The organism is Bifidobacterium sp. M3-N-101 (genome assembly GCF_023656805.1).
Lineage (GTDB): Bacteria > Actinomycetota > Actinomycetes > Actinomycetales > Bifidobacteriaceae > Bifidobacterium > Bifidobacterium breve.
On the sequence record NZ_JAMOKQ010000003.1, the window covers coordinates 173,753 to 190,793 of the forward strand.

Below are 17,041 nucleotides of genomic sequence, written 5' to 3' on the forward strand. Positions count from 1 at the left end.
GGAAGGCCGGAGGCGAAGCCTTCTAAGGCGATTAGACAGGCTCTCTACGTCTATGTCCTAGTCCGTCAGTTTGTGGCTGAGGAAGGGTGGTAGGCCTCGTAGCAGGTAGACGCATTGGTCGGTGTCGAGACGGCCGAGTTCGTCGGGTGTGAGGAGTTTTCTAGCGTTCTTGCGGACGCTGCGGCTCCAGGAGCCGTTCATGCCTTTGGTTTCGCTGGTTTCGATGACGTCGATGGTTTGGTCGCCGAGCCGGTCGCTGATGGTTTTGGTGGTGGAGGCTTCGTTGCCGCCGAGGAAGAGCCAGCTGTCGCAGTTGCCGGCGATGGTCTCCCAGTCGTCTCGATACAGGCTTTTGCCTTGGGAAACGGTTTGCAGGATGATCGAGCAGCTGATGCCGCGTGAGCGGATGGTGGCGATGAGTCTCACGAAGTTCGGGATTTTGCCGATGTTGGCGAACTCGTCGAGCAGGCAGTGCACGTCGCGGCCGAGCTGGCCGCTGTCCGTGTGGTCGGCTTTCCTGACCAGGGTCTCGAAGAGGCATTGGTAGAACACGCTGGCCAGGAACCCGAACGTCGCGTTGGTGTCGGGCAGCTCCAGATAGACCACGCGCTTGCCTTCGTCCAAGGATTCCAGGTGGATGTCGTCGCCGGAGAGGATGCGGCGCACCTCGCGCACTTGCAAGGGCGCGAGGTGGACGCCGGTGGTGATGATGATGCTTTTCTTGGTTTCGCCGGCACCTTTGAGGAACGTGTTGTATTGGGCGCAGGCGAACGCCAGTCCTTCGAGCATGTCGCGCGTCTGCTCGTCGTAGTCGTCCTCGTGGGCGCGCATGGCGGCGATTTCGACGCGGGTTTCGGCGAAGAGGGCATCGACGATGAACTCGCGCTCCTCGTCCTGTTCGCTGGCTCCCATCTGGTCGAGCATGTCGGTGATGGATTGGATACAATGCATTAGACAGTCCGATGAGGGACGAACGACATGAGATCTGAGGCCGACGATGGCCGGCCCGAAACATCCCCGGATACCGGAGCCCGAAGGAATTCACCGAACAAGGACTCGTCCTCTAAGAAACTGTCCAACACACTGTTGCCAATCCATCGCCGCCCGCAGGTTCAGGCACGGAAACAACGCCGCCGGCCACCACTCCGGCACGATGCAACCCGTCGATGCCGAGGACGCCGACGCGGATGCCGTCGAAACCGCGGATCCGGTTCCCAGCGGACAATCCGAGGTCTGACCGAAGCGACAGGGACCGCTCTCCGCCGCGATGATTCTTCCGGCCGGACGACAATCCGACCGGAACCCCGCCGGCTCTCTTCCTTCTTCGCTCCCCGGCGGGCATGGCAACGGCCCTGCGCCAACGGTTCAAACCGTCAACACAGGGCCGTCCCCTCGCTGCTCGGACTATTTACTGCTTGTTGGTTTCCTCGGAGGCGAGTCGTTCTTCGAGCTGTTCGACGATGTGGTCGTGCATGTTCTCGTCGATCTTGACGGCCAGGAGGAAGACGACGAGGCTGGCGACGATACCGGCGAGCGGCAGGTAGTAGGCGCAGGTCTTGAACGTGCGAATGTTCGCGGCGGTCATGTCGGCGGCGGTGGCGTTGCCGACCATTCCGGCTGCGACGACCACGAAGCCCACGATGCCGTTGGACAGGGCGCCGGCGATCTTGTCGAGCATCGGGCGCACGGAGAGGGTGACGGCCTCGTTGCGCTTTCCGGTCTTGAGCTGGCCGTATTCGATGGAGTCGGTCATGCTCAGGATGGCGGTCATCTGGATGGTCTGCGCGGGAAGGTAGAAGAGGACGAGCGCGACGATGACGACGGGCAGGTTCATGGGCGCGATGATGAACAGCGTGTAGCCGGCGATCATGAGCGCCATGCCGGCGGTGTACAGCCAGCGGCGCGGAATGCGGCGGTTGAGCACCGGGTAGAGGGGCGTGGTGACCAGTCCGGTGATGACCGGGATGACGCCGGCGATGGAGAAGCTGTCCGGGGCGCCGAGCACGTATTTGAACTGGTAGAAGAGCACGCCGGTGGTGGCGACGTTGGCCACGGAGTACAGCAAGTAGCTGAGGGCGACCCACAGGAGCTGGTCGTTCTGGGCAATGGCCTTGAACGCCTCGATGGGGTTGCCGTTGGCCTCGGCCTTGGCGCGCAGCTCGCCCTGGTTCTCTCGGGTGCCGAACGCGACGCTCCACGCGGTGAGCAAGCCGAGCACGGCAATGATGATGGCGAACGCCGCCCAGCCGGTGCGGCCCTGCTCCCACTGGCCGGTGAACTTCCAGGTGAACCAGCTGACGACGGGCACGACGATGACGGTGACGCCGTTGTAGCCGATGGATCCGGTGAACGCGCCGAGCGCGGTGTACGTGCTGCGCTCGTGCGAGTCGGAGGAGATCGCGGGGATCATGCCCCAGTACGAGATGTCGCGCAGCGAGTAGATCACGTCGAGCAGGATGAACACGATGACGAACAGGACCATGAACACGCCGGTGTTCACGTCCACGAGGCCGAACAGGCCGGTGAACACCATGATCAGCAGGATGCCGGGCACGATGCCGCCGATGAACTGCCAGGGACGGAACCGGCCCCATCGGGTGTTCGTGTTGTCCACGAGGTTGCCGAGCAGCGGGTCGAGGAAGATCTCCGCGATGCGGATGACCACTATGAGTCCGGTGATCACCGCGATGAGGCGCTTGGCCAGCGTCTTGTCCACATCGATGAACAGCGCGGTGGTCACGAATGTGATGAAGAACGTGCTCATCGTGTTGTAGAACGCGGCCTGGCCCAGGTTGCCGAATGCGTATGCGATCTTCTGCCCCATGTTTCCTGAAGGCGTGGCATGCGGCTGTTCCGACGTCGCCATGCGCTGTGTGGTGGATCCGCTCATGGTGTGGTGGCCTCCTTGCGACCTATAAAGAATCCGTACGCGGGAACCGCTCCAATCCCGCAAAACTTCAGTATAGAACTTTCTTGAAAAAGTAAAAAATTTACCGCGTGTCGCAAATCATGCCAACGTTTTGCAACCAGCACTCCGTGTGGATGAGTAAGGTTTGAAGCTTGCTTGATGTGCTTGGGTCTTAAGAAATCCACGTATTTTGCATGTTGTAGGCCTTATGCCGCGAGATGCTGGAAAAAATTTGCGCAATCAAGTAAAAATATTTATCCTTATTATATAAGGAACCCGATTCAACGAGGTTCCCTCACTGCGGCGGCAACGACGCGACGCAATCCGATGCGAAAGCGAGGACATCATGAACACAACCGACGATCAGCTGAAGAACGGCGATCCGATCGTCTCACCGTCCATGCCGACAACGGCATGGCTCACGGACCCGCGTGTGTACGCGGTCCACCGGCTCGACGCCCATTCCGATCATGCGTGCTGGTCGCACGCCCCCGTCAACGGCGAGGGTTCTGATCTCGGGCAGAGCCTTGACGGCGAATGGCGGGTCCGCGTCGAGACGGCGCCGACGGGCCGTTTCCCCGATGGGACGAGCGACGTGTCGCCTCTGTTCGCCGCGTCCGACTTCGACGATTCGTCGTTCTCCCGCGTGCAGGTGCCCTCGCATCTGGAGACTGCGGGGCTGCTTGCCCCGCAGTACGTGAACGTGCAGTACCCATGGGACGGACATGAGGACCCGGAGGCTCCGGCCATCCCCGAGCACGGCCATGTGGCGGTCTACCGGCGCGAGTTCGACGCGGATGGCGAAGTCGCCCAGGCCGTGCGCGAGGGGCGCCCGGTGACGCTTACCTTCCAGGGCGCAGCCACAGCCATCTACGTGTGGCTCAACGGCTCGTTCGTTGGCTACGCCGAGGACTCCTTCACGCCCAGCGAGTTCGACGTGACGGACGCTATCAAGATGGAAGGCAACGTGCTGGCGGTCGCCTGCTACGAGTATTCGAGCGCGAGCTGGTTGGAGGATCAGGACTTCTGGCGGCTGCACGGCCTGTTCCGCTCCGTCGAACTCAACGCGAGGCCTTCCGCCCATGTCGCCGACATCCACGCCGACACCGATTGGGACCCCGCCACATCTCGCGGATCGCTCTCGCTGGACATACTAGTCGACGGCACACCGAACGCCGCGACGGCCGACCTCGTGCTGCGCGATAAGAACGGCACGACCGTCTGGCACACCTCCACCGAAGCGACAGGAACACTGCACGCCGAGGCCGAGATCGACGGTGCGTCGCCATGGAGCGCGGAACGACCCGACCTGTACACCCTGTCCGTCGCCCTGCTCGACGCGGACGGCAGGATCCTGGAAATCGCGCGCACCCGCATCGGCTTCCGCCGCGTGTCCATCGAGGACGGCATCCTCAAGCTCAACGGCAAGCGCCTCGTGTTCCGCGGCGTCAACCGCCACGAGTTCGACTGCCGGCGCGGTCGGGCCATCACCGAAGAGGACATGCTGTGGGACATCCGCTTCATGAAGCGCCACAACATCAACGCGGTGCGCACCTCGCACTATCCGAACCAGTCACGCTGGTACGAACTGTGCGACGAATACGGCATCTACCTGATCGACGAGACCAACCTGGAAACCCACGGCAGCTGGAACAGCCCCGGCGACATCCCCGTGGGAACCTCCGTCCCCGGCGACGACGAAGCCTGGCTCGGCGCATGCATCGACCGGCTCGACAGCATGATCATGCGCGACCGCAACCATCCCAGCGTGCTCATCTGGTCGCTGGGCAACGAATCCTATGCGGGCGAAGTCCTCAAGGCCATGAGCGCGCACGCGCACCGGCTTGATCCGGGTCGTCCCGTCCACTACGAAGGCGTCAACTGGAACCACGCCTACGACGAGATCAGCGATTTCGAGAGCCGTATGTACGCCAAGCCGGCCGAGATCCGAGACTGGCTCGAACACGGCGACGAACGAGGCGAGGCAAGCAAGCCGTTCGTCAGCTGCGAGTACATGCATGCCATGGGCAACTCATGCGGCGGCCTGAGCGAGTTCATCGACCTCGAACGGTACGAGCGCTACTCCGGCGGATTCATCTGGGACTACATCGACCAAGGGCTCGTCCAGCGTCTGCCCGACGGATGCGAACGCCTCAGCGTCGGCGGAGACTGGGGCGACCGGCCGACCGACTACGAATTCGTGGGCAACGGCATCGTATTCGCCGACCGCACCCCCAGCCCCAAGGCGCAGGAGGTCAAGCAGCTGTATTCGCCGATCAAGCTCACCCCCGACGGGCACGGCGTGACCATCGAGAACCGCAACCTGTTCGCCAGCACCGACGGCTATGTATTCGCCGCACGGCTCCTCGAAGACGGACGCGAGATTTGGCATGCCGACTACCGTTTCGACGTGGCCGCAGGAGATACCCAACACCATGACATCGCCTTCCCAGACATCGACTCCGACGAGGGCACGCGCGAGGTCACCTATGAGGTCGATCTCCTGCTCGCAGAGGCCACCGCGTGGGCACCCGCCGGCTACGAACTCGCCTTCGGACAACTCACCGACACCCTCAACCTCGCAGGGGACATCACCGGGAACGACCAAGACGACGGCCGCGCGACGGTCACTCTCAGCCGATGGAACGCCGGCATCCGCCGCGACGACGAGGAAATCCTCATGTCACGCACCCAGGGAGGCATCGTCTCCTGGAAGCGCAACGGGCGGGAAATGGTCATCCGCCGTCCCGAGATCGTCACCTTCCGTCCGCTGACCGACAACGACCGCGGCAATCGCTCCGGATACGACCGGGCCGCATGGTTCGCGGCCGGCCGCTACGCCGTCGTGACCGATACGAGCATCACGCAATCCGACGATGGCGGACTCACGGCCGCATACCGGTACGAACTCGCCGACCCGGATCACACGCCGGTGTCAGTCACCTACCGCGTCACGCCCGGCATGCGCATGCAACTGACCGTCGAATACCCCGGCAACGCCGCAGGAGCGGCCAGCCTGCCCGCATTCGGCATCGAATGGGAGCTGCCAGGCGAATACCAGCACTTGCGCTACTACGGTACCGGCCCCGAGGAGACCTATCGCGACCGCAAGCAGGGCGGCAAGCTCGGCATCTGGGACACCACCTCAGAGGCGAGCACGGCACCGTATCTCATGGTGCAGGAAACCGGCAGCCATGAGGACGTCCGCTGGCTCGAAGCCACCGACATCCAAGGCCACGGATTGCGTATCATCCAACGCGGCGACCGCCACTTCACGGCGAGCCTGCTGCCCTGGAACACCTACACGATCGAAGCCGCGCGGCGCCACGAGGACCTGCCCGCGCCGCGCCACAACTATCTGCGCCTGCTCGCGGCCCAGATGGGAGTCGGCGGAGACGACTCCTGGGGAGCCCCCGTCCACACGGCCTACCAGCTGCCCGCCGACAGGCCGCTCACCCTCGACGTGAACCTCGAACTCATCTGACCGGCAACGGGCGGCGGCATGCACCATCATGCCGCCGCCCGTACCCGTATATATTCATATTCCCCAAACACAACAACGACATCAACCAGGTGCCGACCCACTGCATCACGCAGGGCATCGGCACGGTGCTCAAGGCCCGCCACCTCGTGCTGCTCGCATTCGGCGCGGGCAAGGCCGAAGCCAGTGCCGTCCGTCTTCGTCAATTCATCATGGCCGAGGGGACGAAACTGGCTCGCGGCACCAGCTCGGTCGTCAGCAGAATGTGCCGTCGCACCCGACGCTCATGCTTCAACCCATCGATCAGGGTGGAGAATGCCATGCGCGCCAACTCCCTTTGATCGATTGCATATGAGCTCAGCGACGGTGACGTGTACCGAGCGATCGACTGGTTGTTCACGCTTACCACGGCCAACTCGTCAGGAACCGCCACGCGTAGCGCGTTCAATGCTTGCAATGCCCCCACCGCGAGCACATCAGCCGCCACGATCAGACCGTCGGGCATGGTGCCTGTCCCGCGATGGTCAGAAACCAATTGCTCCGCGAGACGATAGCCGTTCTCCACGGTGAACGTGCCGGACGAATACACCAGCCCGTCCGTTTCCAATCTCAAGTGAGTAGCCCACTGACGGAACGACAGCTCGCGGATATCCTCCGGATAATCATGCGTACCCATGATGCTGCCTACGCCGCCAAGAAACGCGACACGCTTGCGGCCCGTCGCGATCATTGCATCCAGAGCGTCCAGCATCGTCTGCGACAGATCGGGTCGCACCGAATCGAACAGATGAGGCGCCGGATTCGTGTCGATACACACGCCATGAGGCAGCACCGCGTGCAACGCACGTAAATCCGCCTCGGGGAACACCGTGGCACCCACGGTGATGAACCCGTCGAACTCCGATGCGCGCTCCGTCAGCTCATGTATGGAACGGATGGATGCGGGAGGGTCCAATTCCATCGATTCCGCGCACTCCGCAAGGACTTTCCGCAGATCGGCGAAGTACACATCCTGTAGCTCCTCCCCAGACGGAGGCGCATCCAGCACTGCGATCGCAGGGCGGAACACGTTGCGATACCCCAGCTCTTCGCATACACGCAGCACACGCCGCCGCGTCTCCTCCTTGATGGAGAACGACGAGTCGTTCAGCAGACGCGACACCGTGCTCTGCGATACCCCGGCCCGTTCCGCGACTTCCTTGAGCGTGGCCATGACATCCTCCCCGCAAACTTTAGTAAAGGGTTTTACTACAGCATAACCCGAGATTTGCAAGATGCCCCGTTGCCCGCTGTCTATTTAGAAGTGCAACGCCCTTGTTTGTCGGTTAATTCTAGCAGTTCGTCGGCGAACGCCTCGGCCGGCGTGCGGTAGCCGAGCACCCACATGGGACGGTTGTTGGTCTCGTCCACGATGGACTGCACGTCGGCGGCCATGGACGGTTCGATGCGGGAGCGTTTGGGCAGGTAGCGGCGGATTACGCCGTTGCGGTTCCCGTCGTACGGGTGTCCATCATGTCGTTCATGTCCATCGGTCCTTTCCATGTGGTTTCCATTTCGGACACCACCCGCCTGCCATGCGCGCAGCGCATGGCCCGGGGCCGTGTTCCCGCTCCGATAATAATGAATGCAAAAGCACCCTACCCCGGAAGGAGATTGGGGTAGGGTGCCTATCTTTGTCGACGGAAGATACCGACGTTATTCACCGTTTGGATTATTGGTCACTGAACGGTGAAGCCTTGATCCTTGGCGTAATCCTTTAGAGCCTTCTGCCAGTTGTCTGCGGCTGTTCTGAAGGAGGTTTTGCCCGCGAAGAACGATCCCATGTTGTCGTTGTAGACGGATCGTGCGTACGGTTCAAAGGGCAGGAACTCCCATTTGCCGGTGACATCCTTGGCGGCTTGGGAGAAGATCTCGTTGTATTTCTGTCCTCCGAAGAACTCGTTGTCGCTGCCGTCGGTGTTCCTGAGCGTGGTCTTGGCGAGGAAGTCCTTCTGGTTGAGGGTCTTGGTGGTGGCGGGGAAGCTGCCGTTGGATACGCGGGCGTCGATGCCTTCGTCGTTGGTGGTGACGTATTCGACGAACTTTTTGGCGGCGTCGAGTTTGCCGTCGGGGATCTTCTTGGTGATGGCCAGTCCGCTGCCGCCGTATTCGCCGTTGATGGGCGTTCCGTCGATGGTGGGCAGGAGGGCTACGCGGAATTTGCCGGTGGCTTGGGGCACGCCCTGCAGGAGGTTGTTGGCCATCCATGCGCCGCTGATGAGACTGGCGATGGAGCCGTCACCCAGTGACTTCATCCAGTCGTCGGTCCAGGTCTTCGTGTGGACGTCGATGAGGTCTTCGTCGCGCATCTTCTGCCAGAGGTCCATGAACCGCTGGGCGCCTTTGTCCTTGGCGATATTGATGGTCAGTTTGTCGTCGTTGAGTTTGTAGGCGTGGCCGCCCATGGCCCACATCATTGCGTTGAACAGGCCAGCGTCGCCGGAGTCGGAGGTGATGTAGGAGCCGGTGGCGCGGATCTTCTTCGCGTCTTCGTAGAACTCGTCCCAGGTGGTCGGTGGTTCGCTGATGCCGGCCTTGTCGAACACGTCCTTGTCGTAGAAGTAGGCCATGGGGCCCGAGTCGGCGGGCATCGCGTACAGACCGCCGTTGATGTTCACGGAGTTCCATGTGCCGGGGGTGAATGTGTCCTTGAGCTTGGCGGTGTTGTAGACCTTGCTCAGGTCCATGAGCGTGTCCGAATGCACGAACTGCGGGATGGCGAGGTATTCGATCAGGGTGACGTCAGGCAGACCGCTGCCGGCTTGGGCCGCGTTGTTGAGTGCGGTGTAGGTCTCCTCGGTGCTGCCGACGTTGCTCACCTTCACCGTGATGTCGGGATTGGCCTTCATGAAGGATTTGGCGGCGCGATCGATGCTGGCGTCCCACGACCATACCGTCAGTTCGGTCTTGCCCGAGCTTGTGGTCGTGTTGCCGCATCCCGCGAGAGGGATGAGCAGGGCTCCGATGGCAGCCGTGGCTATGACTGCGCGCGTGGTGTTGTTCATGTTGGTCTTCTTTCCGTGCTTGACCGTCTCTGGCCGTAGCAACTATTTTGTTTGGACGTCGAACATGATTATGTACAGAGATGGGAAACTTGTCAAAACACCGGCGTTTTCATATTGTCAGTCCCCTGATGGGTGTTATCCTGAAAGCCGTTCGAGGATGACGCCGGGATGTCTGTCCCGATAATGTGATTCCGCATTTCCGCAATCGTCTCACCCGAGGAGAGCTCCCATGTACGCTAAATCCAATCCCAGCGACGCAAGGGTTAACAACCGTAGACTGTTGTTCCGGCTGCTGTTCCCCGACCGGCAACTGTCGCGCGCCGACCTATGCAAGGAGACGGGGCTCTCGCGCGCCACTGCTACGGACGTGACCGGCGAGATGATCGACGACGGCCTGCTACGTGAACTGGGGTCGAGGAAACGGGATGGCCGTGGTAAGCCGGGCACCTTGCTGGCCATCGATACGGACGTGCTTCGTCTGATATGCATCGATCTGTCGCGCCCGTATGTGATAACCGGTGCCGTGATGGATCTGCGGGCCAGAATCGTGGAGCGTCGCGAACGTGTGCTTGATGATGGCGACCGGGTCGATCTCGACGATGTGCTCTCGCTTGTGGGCCAGATGATCCGGCTTGCCAGTCCGGGGCTTGTCGGCATCGGCGTCGCAGTCCCCGGCGTGGTCTCCGGCGCGGGGAGGGTGATCTCCAGTTCCAATCTCGGCTGGGACGACGTGGAGCTTCGCGACATGCTCGAAGGCGAGTTCTCGCTGCCGGCCCGAGTGGACAACGACGCGAACGCCGCGCTGCTCGCCGACCACTTCCTCGGGCACGGCAATCCCAACTGCCTGCTTGTGCAGATCACCCGGGGCATCGGCGCGTCGGTGCTGCTGAACGACGAGTTCGTGGATGGCGACGACCATGCGGCCGGCGAGATCGGCCATGTTGTGATCGACCCGAACGGTCCGGCATGCACCTGCGGCAAGCGCGGCTGCCTGGAGACCTACGTCTCCGCCATCGCGTTGCGCGACCGCATTCGCCGGGACCCGAATCGGCGCGCGGACATCCTGGCCGAAGCTGGTGCGAGGCTCGGCGAAGCTCTGGCCATGCCGGTGAGCCTGCTGAATCTTCATGACATCGCCGTCTACGGACCTCCCGACATCGTCGGCGAGACGCTGCTCAATGCATGCGACGAGACCGTCAACTCCTTGTCACGGAACGACTACCAGAGCGGTATGCGGGTGCGTCGGTGTGAGCTCGGCGACGACGCCACTCTGCGAGGGCAGGCGGTCTCCGTGCTGCGCGAGATCGTGGGCGGGCGCGGGCTGCACGCGGCGACCACGCAGGTGGACAAGTCCTGCCTTGAGGCGGCCCAGCTGGACGGCTGCTCAAAGCTGCGCTGCTACTAGCAGATCACCGTGCCGCCGATCAAGCCGAGCCTGATAGTCATCACGATGCCGTCGGTGATCTGGGACTTCAACGTGTTCAACCAGATCTGGCTCGTCTCCCAGGGAGGCCCTGCGACCACGAATAGGGCAACCGCAAACCACGGCGTCGGGACCATCTCCGTACAATGGCCCCGACGCCGCACATGCCATCTCAGGACCGAACGAAACCCAAAACAATCCTTAGCGTCATCCCAAGAAAGGAACCTCCATGAACGGTCAAACATCTCTGCAAGGATGGACCATCATCCCCATGCCGCAAACCATGCAGCATAAAGCGGACATCGCATTGCTGCCAATGTGCGGACGAATCAACGAAGCGCGCGCAGTCGGTGACGATCGGCACATACTTGCCGTGCAGCTCATCGACGACATCCGCGCAGCCACCGGATTGGAATGGGATATCGCCACCGGCGACCGCTGGCCGGGATTCATCACCTTGACGACCTTTGACGAGCCCCATGCACACCCGTCCGGTGCATATACGCTCGATGTCACCCCGGACGGCGTGACCGTAGCGGGAGTGGATTTCGAGGGTGTGCGTAACGGCGTGCAGACTTTACGTCAACTCATCCGCCAATGCGGCGCCGCCCTGCCCTGCCTGCACATCGAGGACCGACCCGCCTTCGAAACGCGCGGCTACTACCTCGACGTCACCCGCGGGCGCGTCCCCACCCTCGACTGGCTCAAACACTGGGCCGACAAGCTCTGCCTGTACAAATACAACCAGCTCCAGCTCTACATCGAACACACCTTCGCGTTCGACTCGATGAGCGAGACCTGGCGCGGTTCCAGCCCGCTCACCCCGCGCGACATCCTCGAATTCGACGACTACTGCGCCGAGCGCGGCATCGAGCTGGTCCCGTCGGTCTCCACGTTCGGACACCTTTACATGGCCCTGCGCACGCAATCCCTGCGCGACCTCGGCGAGTTCCCCGAAACCGCCGACGAGCCGTTCGGGTTCATCGACCGCATGCACCACCACACATTGAACATCGGCGACGACCGCGCCTTCGACCTGTCGTGCCGGCTCATCGACGACTACCTGCAACTGTTCCGCTCCAACAAATTCAACATCTGCGCCGACGAGACCTTCGACCTCGGCAAGGGCCGGTCCAAGCCCCTCGCCGACCGCATCGGCGTCGCGGCCATGTACGCCGACTACGTCACCCGCCTGTGCCGCCACCTCGAAGCCCAGGGCAGACGGCCGATGATGTGGGGCGACATCGCCCTCGAACACCCCGAGATCCTCGACCGGCTCCCCGAAACCGTCACCCTGCTCAACTGGCAGTACGACCCTCAGGTCACGGACGAGAAGATCCGCACCGTCGCCGAATCCGGTGCCAAGCAGATCGTATGCCCGGCCGTATGGTGCTGGAACGCGCTCCTGCCGCGCATCGACGACGCCTGGAGCAACATCACCCGCATGGCCCGCTACGGCAGGCAATACGGCGCCTAGGGCATGCTTGTCACCGACTGGGGCGACTTCGGCCATGTCAACGACCCACGCATGGCCATCCCCGGCATGATCATCGGTGCACAGGAATCATGGAACCCGGGACGAATCCCGGATGAGGCCGACATGCTCCGCCGTATCTCCCAACTCGAATACCACGACGCCAGCGGTGAACTGCTTGATATTCTTACGCATGCAAGTCATGCGGCCAGTTTCGAATGGAACCACCTGATCACTTGGCTGGAACTTGATGACGGACAAGGCGGAGTCAACACCGGGGTCCTGCAAACCATCCCGGGACTGCTGCCGGAAAACGAACGACCGGACGATGTGATCCGTTCCCTCCAGAACGAAAGCAAGACACCGTCACTTGCGGAATCCCGACGAATGCTGCTCCGCTATCTGAAACACCGCATCACGCTCGGCGAAACCGCAGATCACCTTCTGCAGGCCAGTGCCCGTCGAATCTCCGCGATCACCGCGACCGCAGGACCGCGGAACGCAGGAAACGCCGCTGCATTCCGCATAGCCGTCGAGGGGCAGCGACTGCTGAACCGGGTTGGCCTCCGGCTTGCGTCCGAGACCGGGATCACTGACACTTTGCAACCGAACACCACGTCTCAACATGACGATGAGGCGAACCTTGCTGAAGCATTGGAGATCTGGATGGAGGCGTATGCGACGCAATGGAGCACGGTCAGCCGAGACTCCGAACTCCGTCGTCTGCAAGATACGGTGTGGAAGTTAACGGACCATCTGCGCTTCCAATCCGTCTGAGGCTGCGATTGTGAGATTTCGACCAATCAGATAGCGAAATGCCGTGAGGGACCAGATTCAGATCCCTCACGGCATTTCCTATACGAAGGTGTGTCACGTATCGCGAGGGGGCGGTGACGTTTTGTTGGACTTCGTTGTCTGAATGGTCGTTCGCAACGATAGCACGCACGTTCAGGCGACGAGCATGCCGTCGTAGCGGTCGATGACCGGCGGCAGGTACATCTTGCCCGCCGGGATCCCGGACTCGGTGATGTCCGTGACCCACAGCTCGTTCGGGTTCGCGGCGCGGGTTCGGGCGAATCCGGCGTCTGGCACAAGACCGTCATCTGCTGGCTCGTCCTGGTCGCATACCTGTACATCCAATGCGAGAACTATGTGTTCGCCGCTCTGCCGCTCCTCATGTTCGCTGCCTCGAAGGTGAGGCGCGAGCGCTGATTCCTCGCGGGCCGACGCATCGACGCGGCCCGCGATGGACCAAAATCCAGAATAACCGACATTCGCCGTTGTTCCGTCTTTCGCCCAAGGCGTATTCTCCCCGTATCTTGAGGTGCATCATGTATTGTCGCGGCTAACTAACCGGCGAAACGCGGAATGTTTCGCATTTTGGGCGAAAAGCCCAAGGCCCACAGGAGGTATTGATGACGTTCGTTGCACGGTCGGTGCGCTATGTGCTCAGAAAACGAGTGCGAACCATAGTGCTCCTCATAGTACTGACCATCATAACGGCGAGTATGCTATCCACGATCGCGGTTTCTCGGGCAGCTCAACAGGCCGCCGGACGAATCGAGAAGGAAGCGGTCGGTGGATTCGTGCTGGCCAGCAACCTGCAGGGCAGCATGCTCACGCCTCGCGGAGGCGGCATGGTGCGTCCCGCCGACGTGCGCCGGATCGCCCAACTGCCCGGGGTCGATTCGTATATGGTCCGTCAGAACGCCACCGCCGATCTCGTGGGGGCGAATGTGGCGAAGGTCCCCGGCGGCGATGATTACGATGCGACCAAGGAGCAGCAGTTCGGCAACGCCGCCAACGTCATAGGCACGAATGATTCGTCGAAACTCAACGTGTTCACGTCGCGCACGCTCGGCATGGCCGAAGGACGACATCTGAAGGCCTCCGACAAGTACACGTCGATGATCCATGAGGATCTCGCCAAAGCCAACGGGCTCAAAGTCGGAGACACGCTCACGCTCAAGGCCAACGCCTACGACGCCGACAACGAATCACATTCGACGGCGACCGTCAAGACCACCATCGTGGGCATATTCAAGGGCGACAGCGCCAGAAAGGTATCCAGCCGAGCGGAACTCACCGCCAACACCATCTACACCGATCTGGATACCACACGCGATCTGTACCAGTACAAGGACGGCAAGGAAATATACCAGGACGCCACCTTCGTGCTGTCCAAGGGCGTTGACGTGGAGGAGACCATGGATGCCGCGAAGAAACTCCCGGTGGATTGGAACAACTATCAGATCACGCGCAACGACCAGTATTCGTCGAGCATGCTGCATGCCGCCCGCGGCGTGCGCTCGATGATGCGCGGCGCCCTGATCGGCGTGACCGTCTCGGCCGTGCTCGTGCTCAGTCTCATGCTGCTGCTGTGGATGAACGACCGCCGTCAGGAGATGGGCATACTGGTGTCCCTTGGCGTCGGCAAGCCCTCCCTGGTCGCCCAATATCTCGCTGAGATGGTGCTGATCGGTCTGCCGTCCCTTGCCCTCGGCTGGCTGTGCGCGCAGGGAATGGCCCAGTGGCTCGGCACCACGGCGCTCCATTCCGTGAACGCCTCCGCGGCGAAGGAGCTGAGCAGCATGGGGCAGGTCGGCGGCGATCTTGAATCCAGCATGTCGGTGCGCACCCTGGATTCGCTCACGGTGTCGGTCGATGGGACCGCCATGCTGTACGTGGCGCTCGGACTGTTGGCGGTGATGCTGGTGTGCGTCGCGGTGGCGTGCATGCCGATGCTGCGCAAATCGCCGCGAGACCTGTCGGAGATTCGATGATGAGCATGAATGTGTGGAAGCGTGCCACGTTGGCGATCGTGCGCAAGCCGGTACGCAGCGGCATCATCGGTCTGCTGATGCTGATGGTCTTCACGAGCCTGGTGGCGCAGGTCGGAGTCTCGACGGCCCTGCGTACCATGTCCGACAGCATCGGCGCGGGCATGGGCATAGGGTTTACCGTCAGCGCCGGTGAGAATCCCATCAGCGCCGAGGAGGCGAGCCGGTTCTCGCGTATCCCCGGTGTGACGAAGACTGCCTATGCGACGAAGACCTTGGCGCAGGTGGATGGCGCGCGTCCGGTCATGCCCCGGCAGGGCCCCCGACTGGACTCCGATCTGGCCATGCAGGTCAGCGTGCTGGGCACCACCGATTCCTCATTGTCCGAGGAATTCCAGAGTGGCCTGTACCGCTTGGAGCAGGGCCGCCATATCTCGGGCGACGGCGACAATGTGCTGGTCCACCGCGACTTCGCGCTGCAGAACGGCCTATCGGTCGGCTCGACATTCCGTCTCCGGCAGGAGGGGCGTAACGCCACGGTGCGTGTGGCCGGGATCTTCTCCGGCAACGTGCAGGCCCAAAGCCCCCTGCCCTCGGACACTTCCGAGAACCTCATCTATTCGGGTATGCGAGTGGCTTCCGCTCTGACCGGAAACGACCGGATCGGCATGATTCGATGTCTGTCGGATAATCCACAGGACCTGTCCGCGGCTGTTGGACGGGCCAAGACCATGGCCGGCGGCAAGTACGACGTCACCGACGATTCGGCCCGGCTCTCCGGCGTCCTGCAATCCGTGCAGACGGTGCGTGATCTGGTGCGCATGGTGCTGCTGTCCGTCTGCCTCGCGGACGTACTGGTGCTGGCGATGGCGCTGGTCTTCTGGATTCGTTCACGCATCCATGAGATAGGCACGCTTCTTGCCCTCGGCATCGGCAAGATGCGGATTGTCGCACAGCTTGCCATCGAAACCGGACTCATGGCGGCGGTCGCCGCCCTGTGTTCGCTGGGCACCGGTGCTATGCTGTCGGGATACGTGTCTTCCCGACTGTTGCGCGATTCGGGCGTCGCGCCGCTGGAATCGTTGCATGTGGAGGCCTTGCCGCCTGAGCAGACGATGCTCATCCTGCTGCTCGGATGCGCGGTCATCGCCGTGGCCCTTGCCGTGTCATGCGCCGTCGTGCTGTCCAAATCCCCGAAATCCATTCTTTCCTCTATGCGTTAGGAGTCACCAATCATGTCTAACTGTCTGCAACTGGACCATGTCGATTACGCTTACGGCGCGGCGAAGATCCTTGTTCTTTCGGATGTCAGCGCGGATTTCGAATCCGGGAAGATGTATGCGATCACCGGCCCGTCCGGTGCCGGCAAGAGCACGCTGCTGGCGCTGCTGGCCGGCCTGGACGCCCCCTCCCGGGGAGTGGTCCGCTTCGAAGGGGAGGACATCGCCGCATCGGGCTATGCGAAGCACCGTCGGGAGCACGTGTCCCTGGTGTTCCAGGACCATAACCTGATCGACTACCTCACCCCCGAAGAGAACCTGCGGCTGGTCAGCGCCAAGGCTGATATGAAGATCCTCGAGGAACTGGGTTTGAGCCGTGAGGAATCCAAGCGCAACATCATGCACCTGTCGGGCGGCCAGCGTCAACGGGTGGCGGTCGGCCGTGCGCTGGTCGCACCGGGCCGCGCGATCCTCGCGGACGAGCCGACGGGCAGCCTCGACCCGGAGATGACCGACGAGGTGATTCATCTGCTGCAGCACGCCGCCCATCAGCTCGGCAAATGCGTGATCGTGGTGACGCATTCCAAGCGCGTCGCCGACTCCGCCGATGTCGTGCTGCGTCTCAGGAGCAAGAAACTGGCCCGGGCGTGACCCGCCTGGGCCGGGCGGCACCCATACACCGCTTCGGCATTTCGGCGTTCCGGTATCCCG

General features: G+C 62.1%; 11 protein-coding genes and 4 pseudogenes. 8 read left to right on the forward strand and 7 right to left on the reverse strand.

What is annotated here, in order from left to right:
• Window positions 1-57: 57 nt before the first annotated feature.
• A complete protein-coding gene (locus NBH12_RS03375; RefSeq protein WP_250819176.1) occupies window positions 58-951 on the reverse strand; it encodes a VirD4-like conjugal transfer protein, CD1115 family in 894 nt (297 codons plus the stop codon).
• Window positions 952-1,408: 457 nt separating this feature from the next.
• Complete coding sequence (locus tag NBH12_RS03380; RefSeq protein WP_052787911.1) at window positions 1,409-2,890, reverse strand: glycoside-pentoside-hexuronide (GPH):cation symporter; 1,482 nt, start codon at window positions 2,888-2,890, stop codon at window positions 1,409-1,411.
• Between the two features lie 364 nt (window positions 2,891-3,254).
• On the opposite strand from NBH12_RS03380, the gene lacZ reads away from it, so the two are divergent.
• Window positions 3,255-6,392, forward strand: a complete 3,138-nt coding sequence (gene lacZ, locus NBH12_RS03385; RefSeq protein WP_250819177.1) for a beta-galactosidase, LacZ type — start codon at window positions 3,255-3,257, stop codon at window positions 6,390-6,392.
• Window positions 6,393-6,463: 71 nt separating this feature from the next.
• Window positions 6,464-6,574 (forward strand): annotated as a pseudogene (locus NBH12_RS03390) (glucosamine-6-phosphate deaminase); the annotation flags it as partial.
• A 17-nt stretch (window positions 6,575-6,591) separates the two neighbouring features.
• Here the strand turns inward: NBH12_RS03390 and NBH12_RS03395 are convergent.
• From NBH12_RS03395 to NBH12_RS03405, 3 genes and pseudogenes are all read right to left on the reverse strand, one after another.
• Window positions 6,592-7,602 (reverse strand): LacI family DNA-binding transcriptional regulator, encoded by a 1,011-nt coding sequence (locus NBH12_RS03395; protein WP_003830015.1) that lies wholly within the window; start codon window positions 7,600-7,602, stop codon window positions 6,592-6,594.
• A gap of 80 nt (window positions 7,603-7,682) precedes the next feature.
• Window positions 7,683-7,880 (reverse strand): annotated as a pseudogene (locus NBH12_RS03400) (IS30 family transposase); the annotation flags it as partial.
• A gap of 227 nt (window positions 7,881-8,107) precedes the next feature.
• Window positions 8,108-9,433: an ABC transporter substrate-binding protein gene (locus tag NBH12_RS03405; RefSeq protein WP_021649272.1), complete on the reverse strand. Its 1,326-nt coding sequence runs from the start codon at window positions 9,431-9,433 to the stop codon at window positions 8,108-8,110.
• A gap of 229 nt (window positions 9,434-9,662) precedes the next feature.
• Here NBH12_RS03405 and NBH12_RS03410 point away from each other — a divergent pair, with 229 nt between their 5' ends.
• Window positions 9,663-10,838 (forward strand): ROK family protein, encoded by a 1,176-nt coding sequence (locus NBH12_RS03410; RefSeq protein WP_052828748.1) that lies wholly within the window; start codon window positions 9,663-9,665, stop codon window positions 10,836-10,838.
• On the opposite strand, the gene NBH12_RS03415 is transcribed toward NBH12_RS03410, so the two are convergent.
• Window positions 10,835-10,993, reverse strand: a complete 159-nt coding sequence (locus NBH12_RS03415) for a hypothetical protein (RefSeq protein WP_019727321.1) — start codon at window positions 10,991-10,993, stop codon at window positions 10,835-10,837. The two genes, NBH12_RS03410 and NBH12_RS03415, sit on opposite strands and share 4 nt — an antisense overlap.
• A gap of 92 nt (window positions 10,994-11,085) precedes the next feature.
• On the opposite strand from NBH12_RS03415, the pseudogene NBH12_RS10920 reads away from it, so the two are divergent.
• A pseudogene (locus NBH12_RS10920) lies at window positions 11,086-13,107 on the forward strand (beta-N-acetylhexosaminidase).
• A gap of 171 nt (window positions 13,108-13,278) precedes the next feature.
• Here the strand turns inward: NBH12_RS10920 and NBH12_RS03430 are convergent.
• Window positions 13,279-13,470 carry a hypothetical protein gene (locus NBH12_RS03430; RefSeq protein WP_106622683.1) on the reverse strand — a complete coding sequence of 64 codons (192 nt, stop codon included), beginning with the start codon at window positions 13,468-13,470 and terminating at the stop codon, window positions 13,279-13,281.
• Here NBH12_RS03430 and NBH12_RS10925 point away from each other — a divergent pair.
• The 4 genes and pseudogenes from NBH12_RS10925 to NBH12_RS03445 all read left to right on the forward strand — a co-directional run.
• Window positions 13,384-13,597: pseudogene (locus NBH12_RS10925) on the forward strand (hypothetical protein); the annotation flags it as partial. The gene NBH12_RS03430 and the pseudogene NBH12_RS10925 overlap by 87 nt on opposite strands.
• Before the next feature lie 148 nt (window positions 13,598-13,745).
• Window positions 13,746-15,113 (forward strand): ABC transporter permease, encoded by a 1,368-nt coding sequence (locus tag NBH12_RS03435; RefSeq protein ID WP_025263227.1) that lies wholly within the window; start codon window positions 13,746-13,748, stop codon window positions 15,111-15,113.
• Window positions 15,110-16,333 (forward strand): ABC transporter permease, encoded by a 1,224-nt coding sequence (locus NBH12_RS03440; protein WP_016462554.1) that lies wholly within the window; start codon window positions 15,110-15,112, stop codon window positions 16,331-16,333. The genes NBH12_RS03435 and NBH12_RS03440 overlap by 4 nt, the downstream gene beginning before the upstream one ends.
• A gap of 12 nt (window positions 16,334-16,345) precedes the next feature.
• Window positions 16,346-16,981, forward strand: coding sequence for an ABC transporter ATP-binding protein (locus tag NBH12_RS03445; RefSeq protein ID WP_003832853.1), 636 nt, complete (start codon window positions 16,346-16,348; stop codon window positions 16,979-16,981).
• The last annotated feature ends 60 nt before the right edge of the window (window positions 16,982-17,041 follow it).

What these genes read in the sequence shown, in the direction of transcription:
- NBH12_RS03375 (WP_250819176.1), bottom strand. Translation starts at nt 951, where the DNA reads ATGCATTGTATCCAATCCATCACCGACATGCTCGACCAGATGGGAGCC.
- NBH12_RS03380 (WP_052787911.1), bottom strand. Translation starts at nt 2,890, where the DNA reads ATGAGCGGATCCACCACACAGCGCATGGCGACGTCGGAACAGCCGCAT.
- lacZ (WP_250819177.1), top strand. Translation starts at nt 3,255, where the DNA reads ATGAACACAACCGACGATCAGCTGAAGAACGGCGATCCGATCGTCTCA.
- NBH12_RS03395 (WP_003830015.1), bottom strand. Translation starts at nt 7,602, where the DNA reads ATGGCCACGCTCAAGGAAGTCGCGGAACGGGCCGGGGTATCGCAGAGC.
- NBH12_RS03405 (WP_021649272.1), bottom strand. Translation starts at nt 9,433, where the DNA reads ATGAACAACACCACGCGCGCAGTCATAGCCACGGCTGCCATCGGAGCC.
- NBH12_RS03410 (WP_052828748.1), top strand. Translation starts at nt 9,663, where the DNA reads ATGTACGCTAAATCCAATCCCAGCGACGCAAGGGTTAACAACCGTAGA.
- NBH12_RS03415 (WP_019727321.1), bottom strand. Translation starts at nt 10,993, where the DNA reads ATGGTCCCGACGCCGTGGTTTGCGGTTGCCCTATTCGTGGTCGCAGGG.
- NBH12_RS03435 (WP_025263227.1), top strand. Translation starts at nt 13,746, where the DNA reads ATGACGTTCGTTGCACGGTCGGTGCGCTATGTGCTCAGAAAACGAGTG.
- NBH12_RS03440 (WP_016462554.1), top strand. Translation starts at nt 15,110, where the DNA reads ATGATGAGCATGAATGTGTGGAAGCGTGCCACGTTGGCGATCGTGCGC.
- NBH12_RS03445 (WP_003832853.1), top strand. Translation starts at nt 16,346, where the DNA reads ATGTCTAACTGTCTGCAACTGGACCATGTCGATTACGCTTACGGCGCG.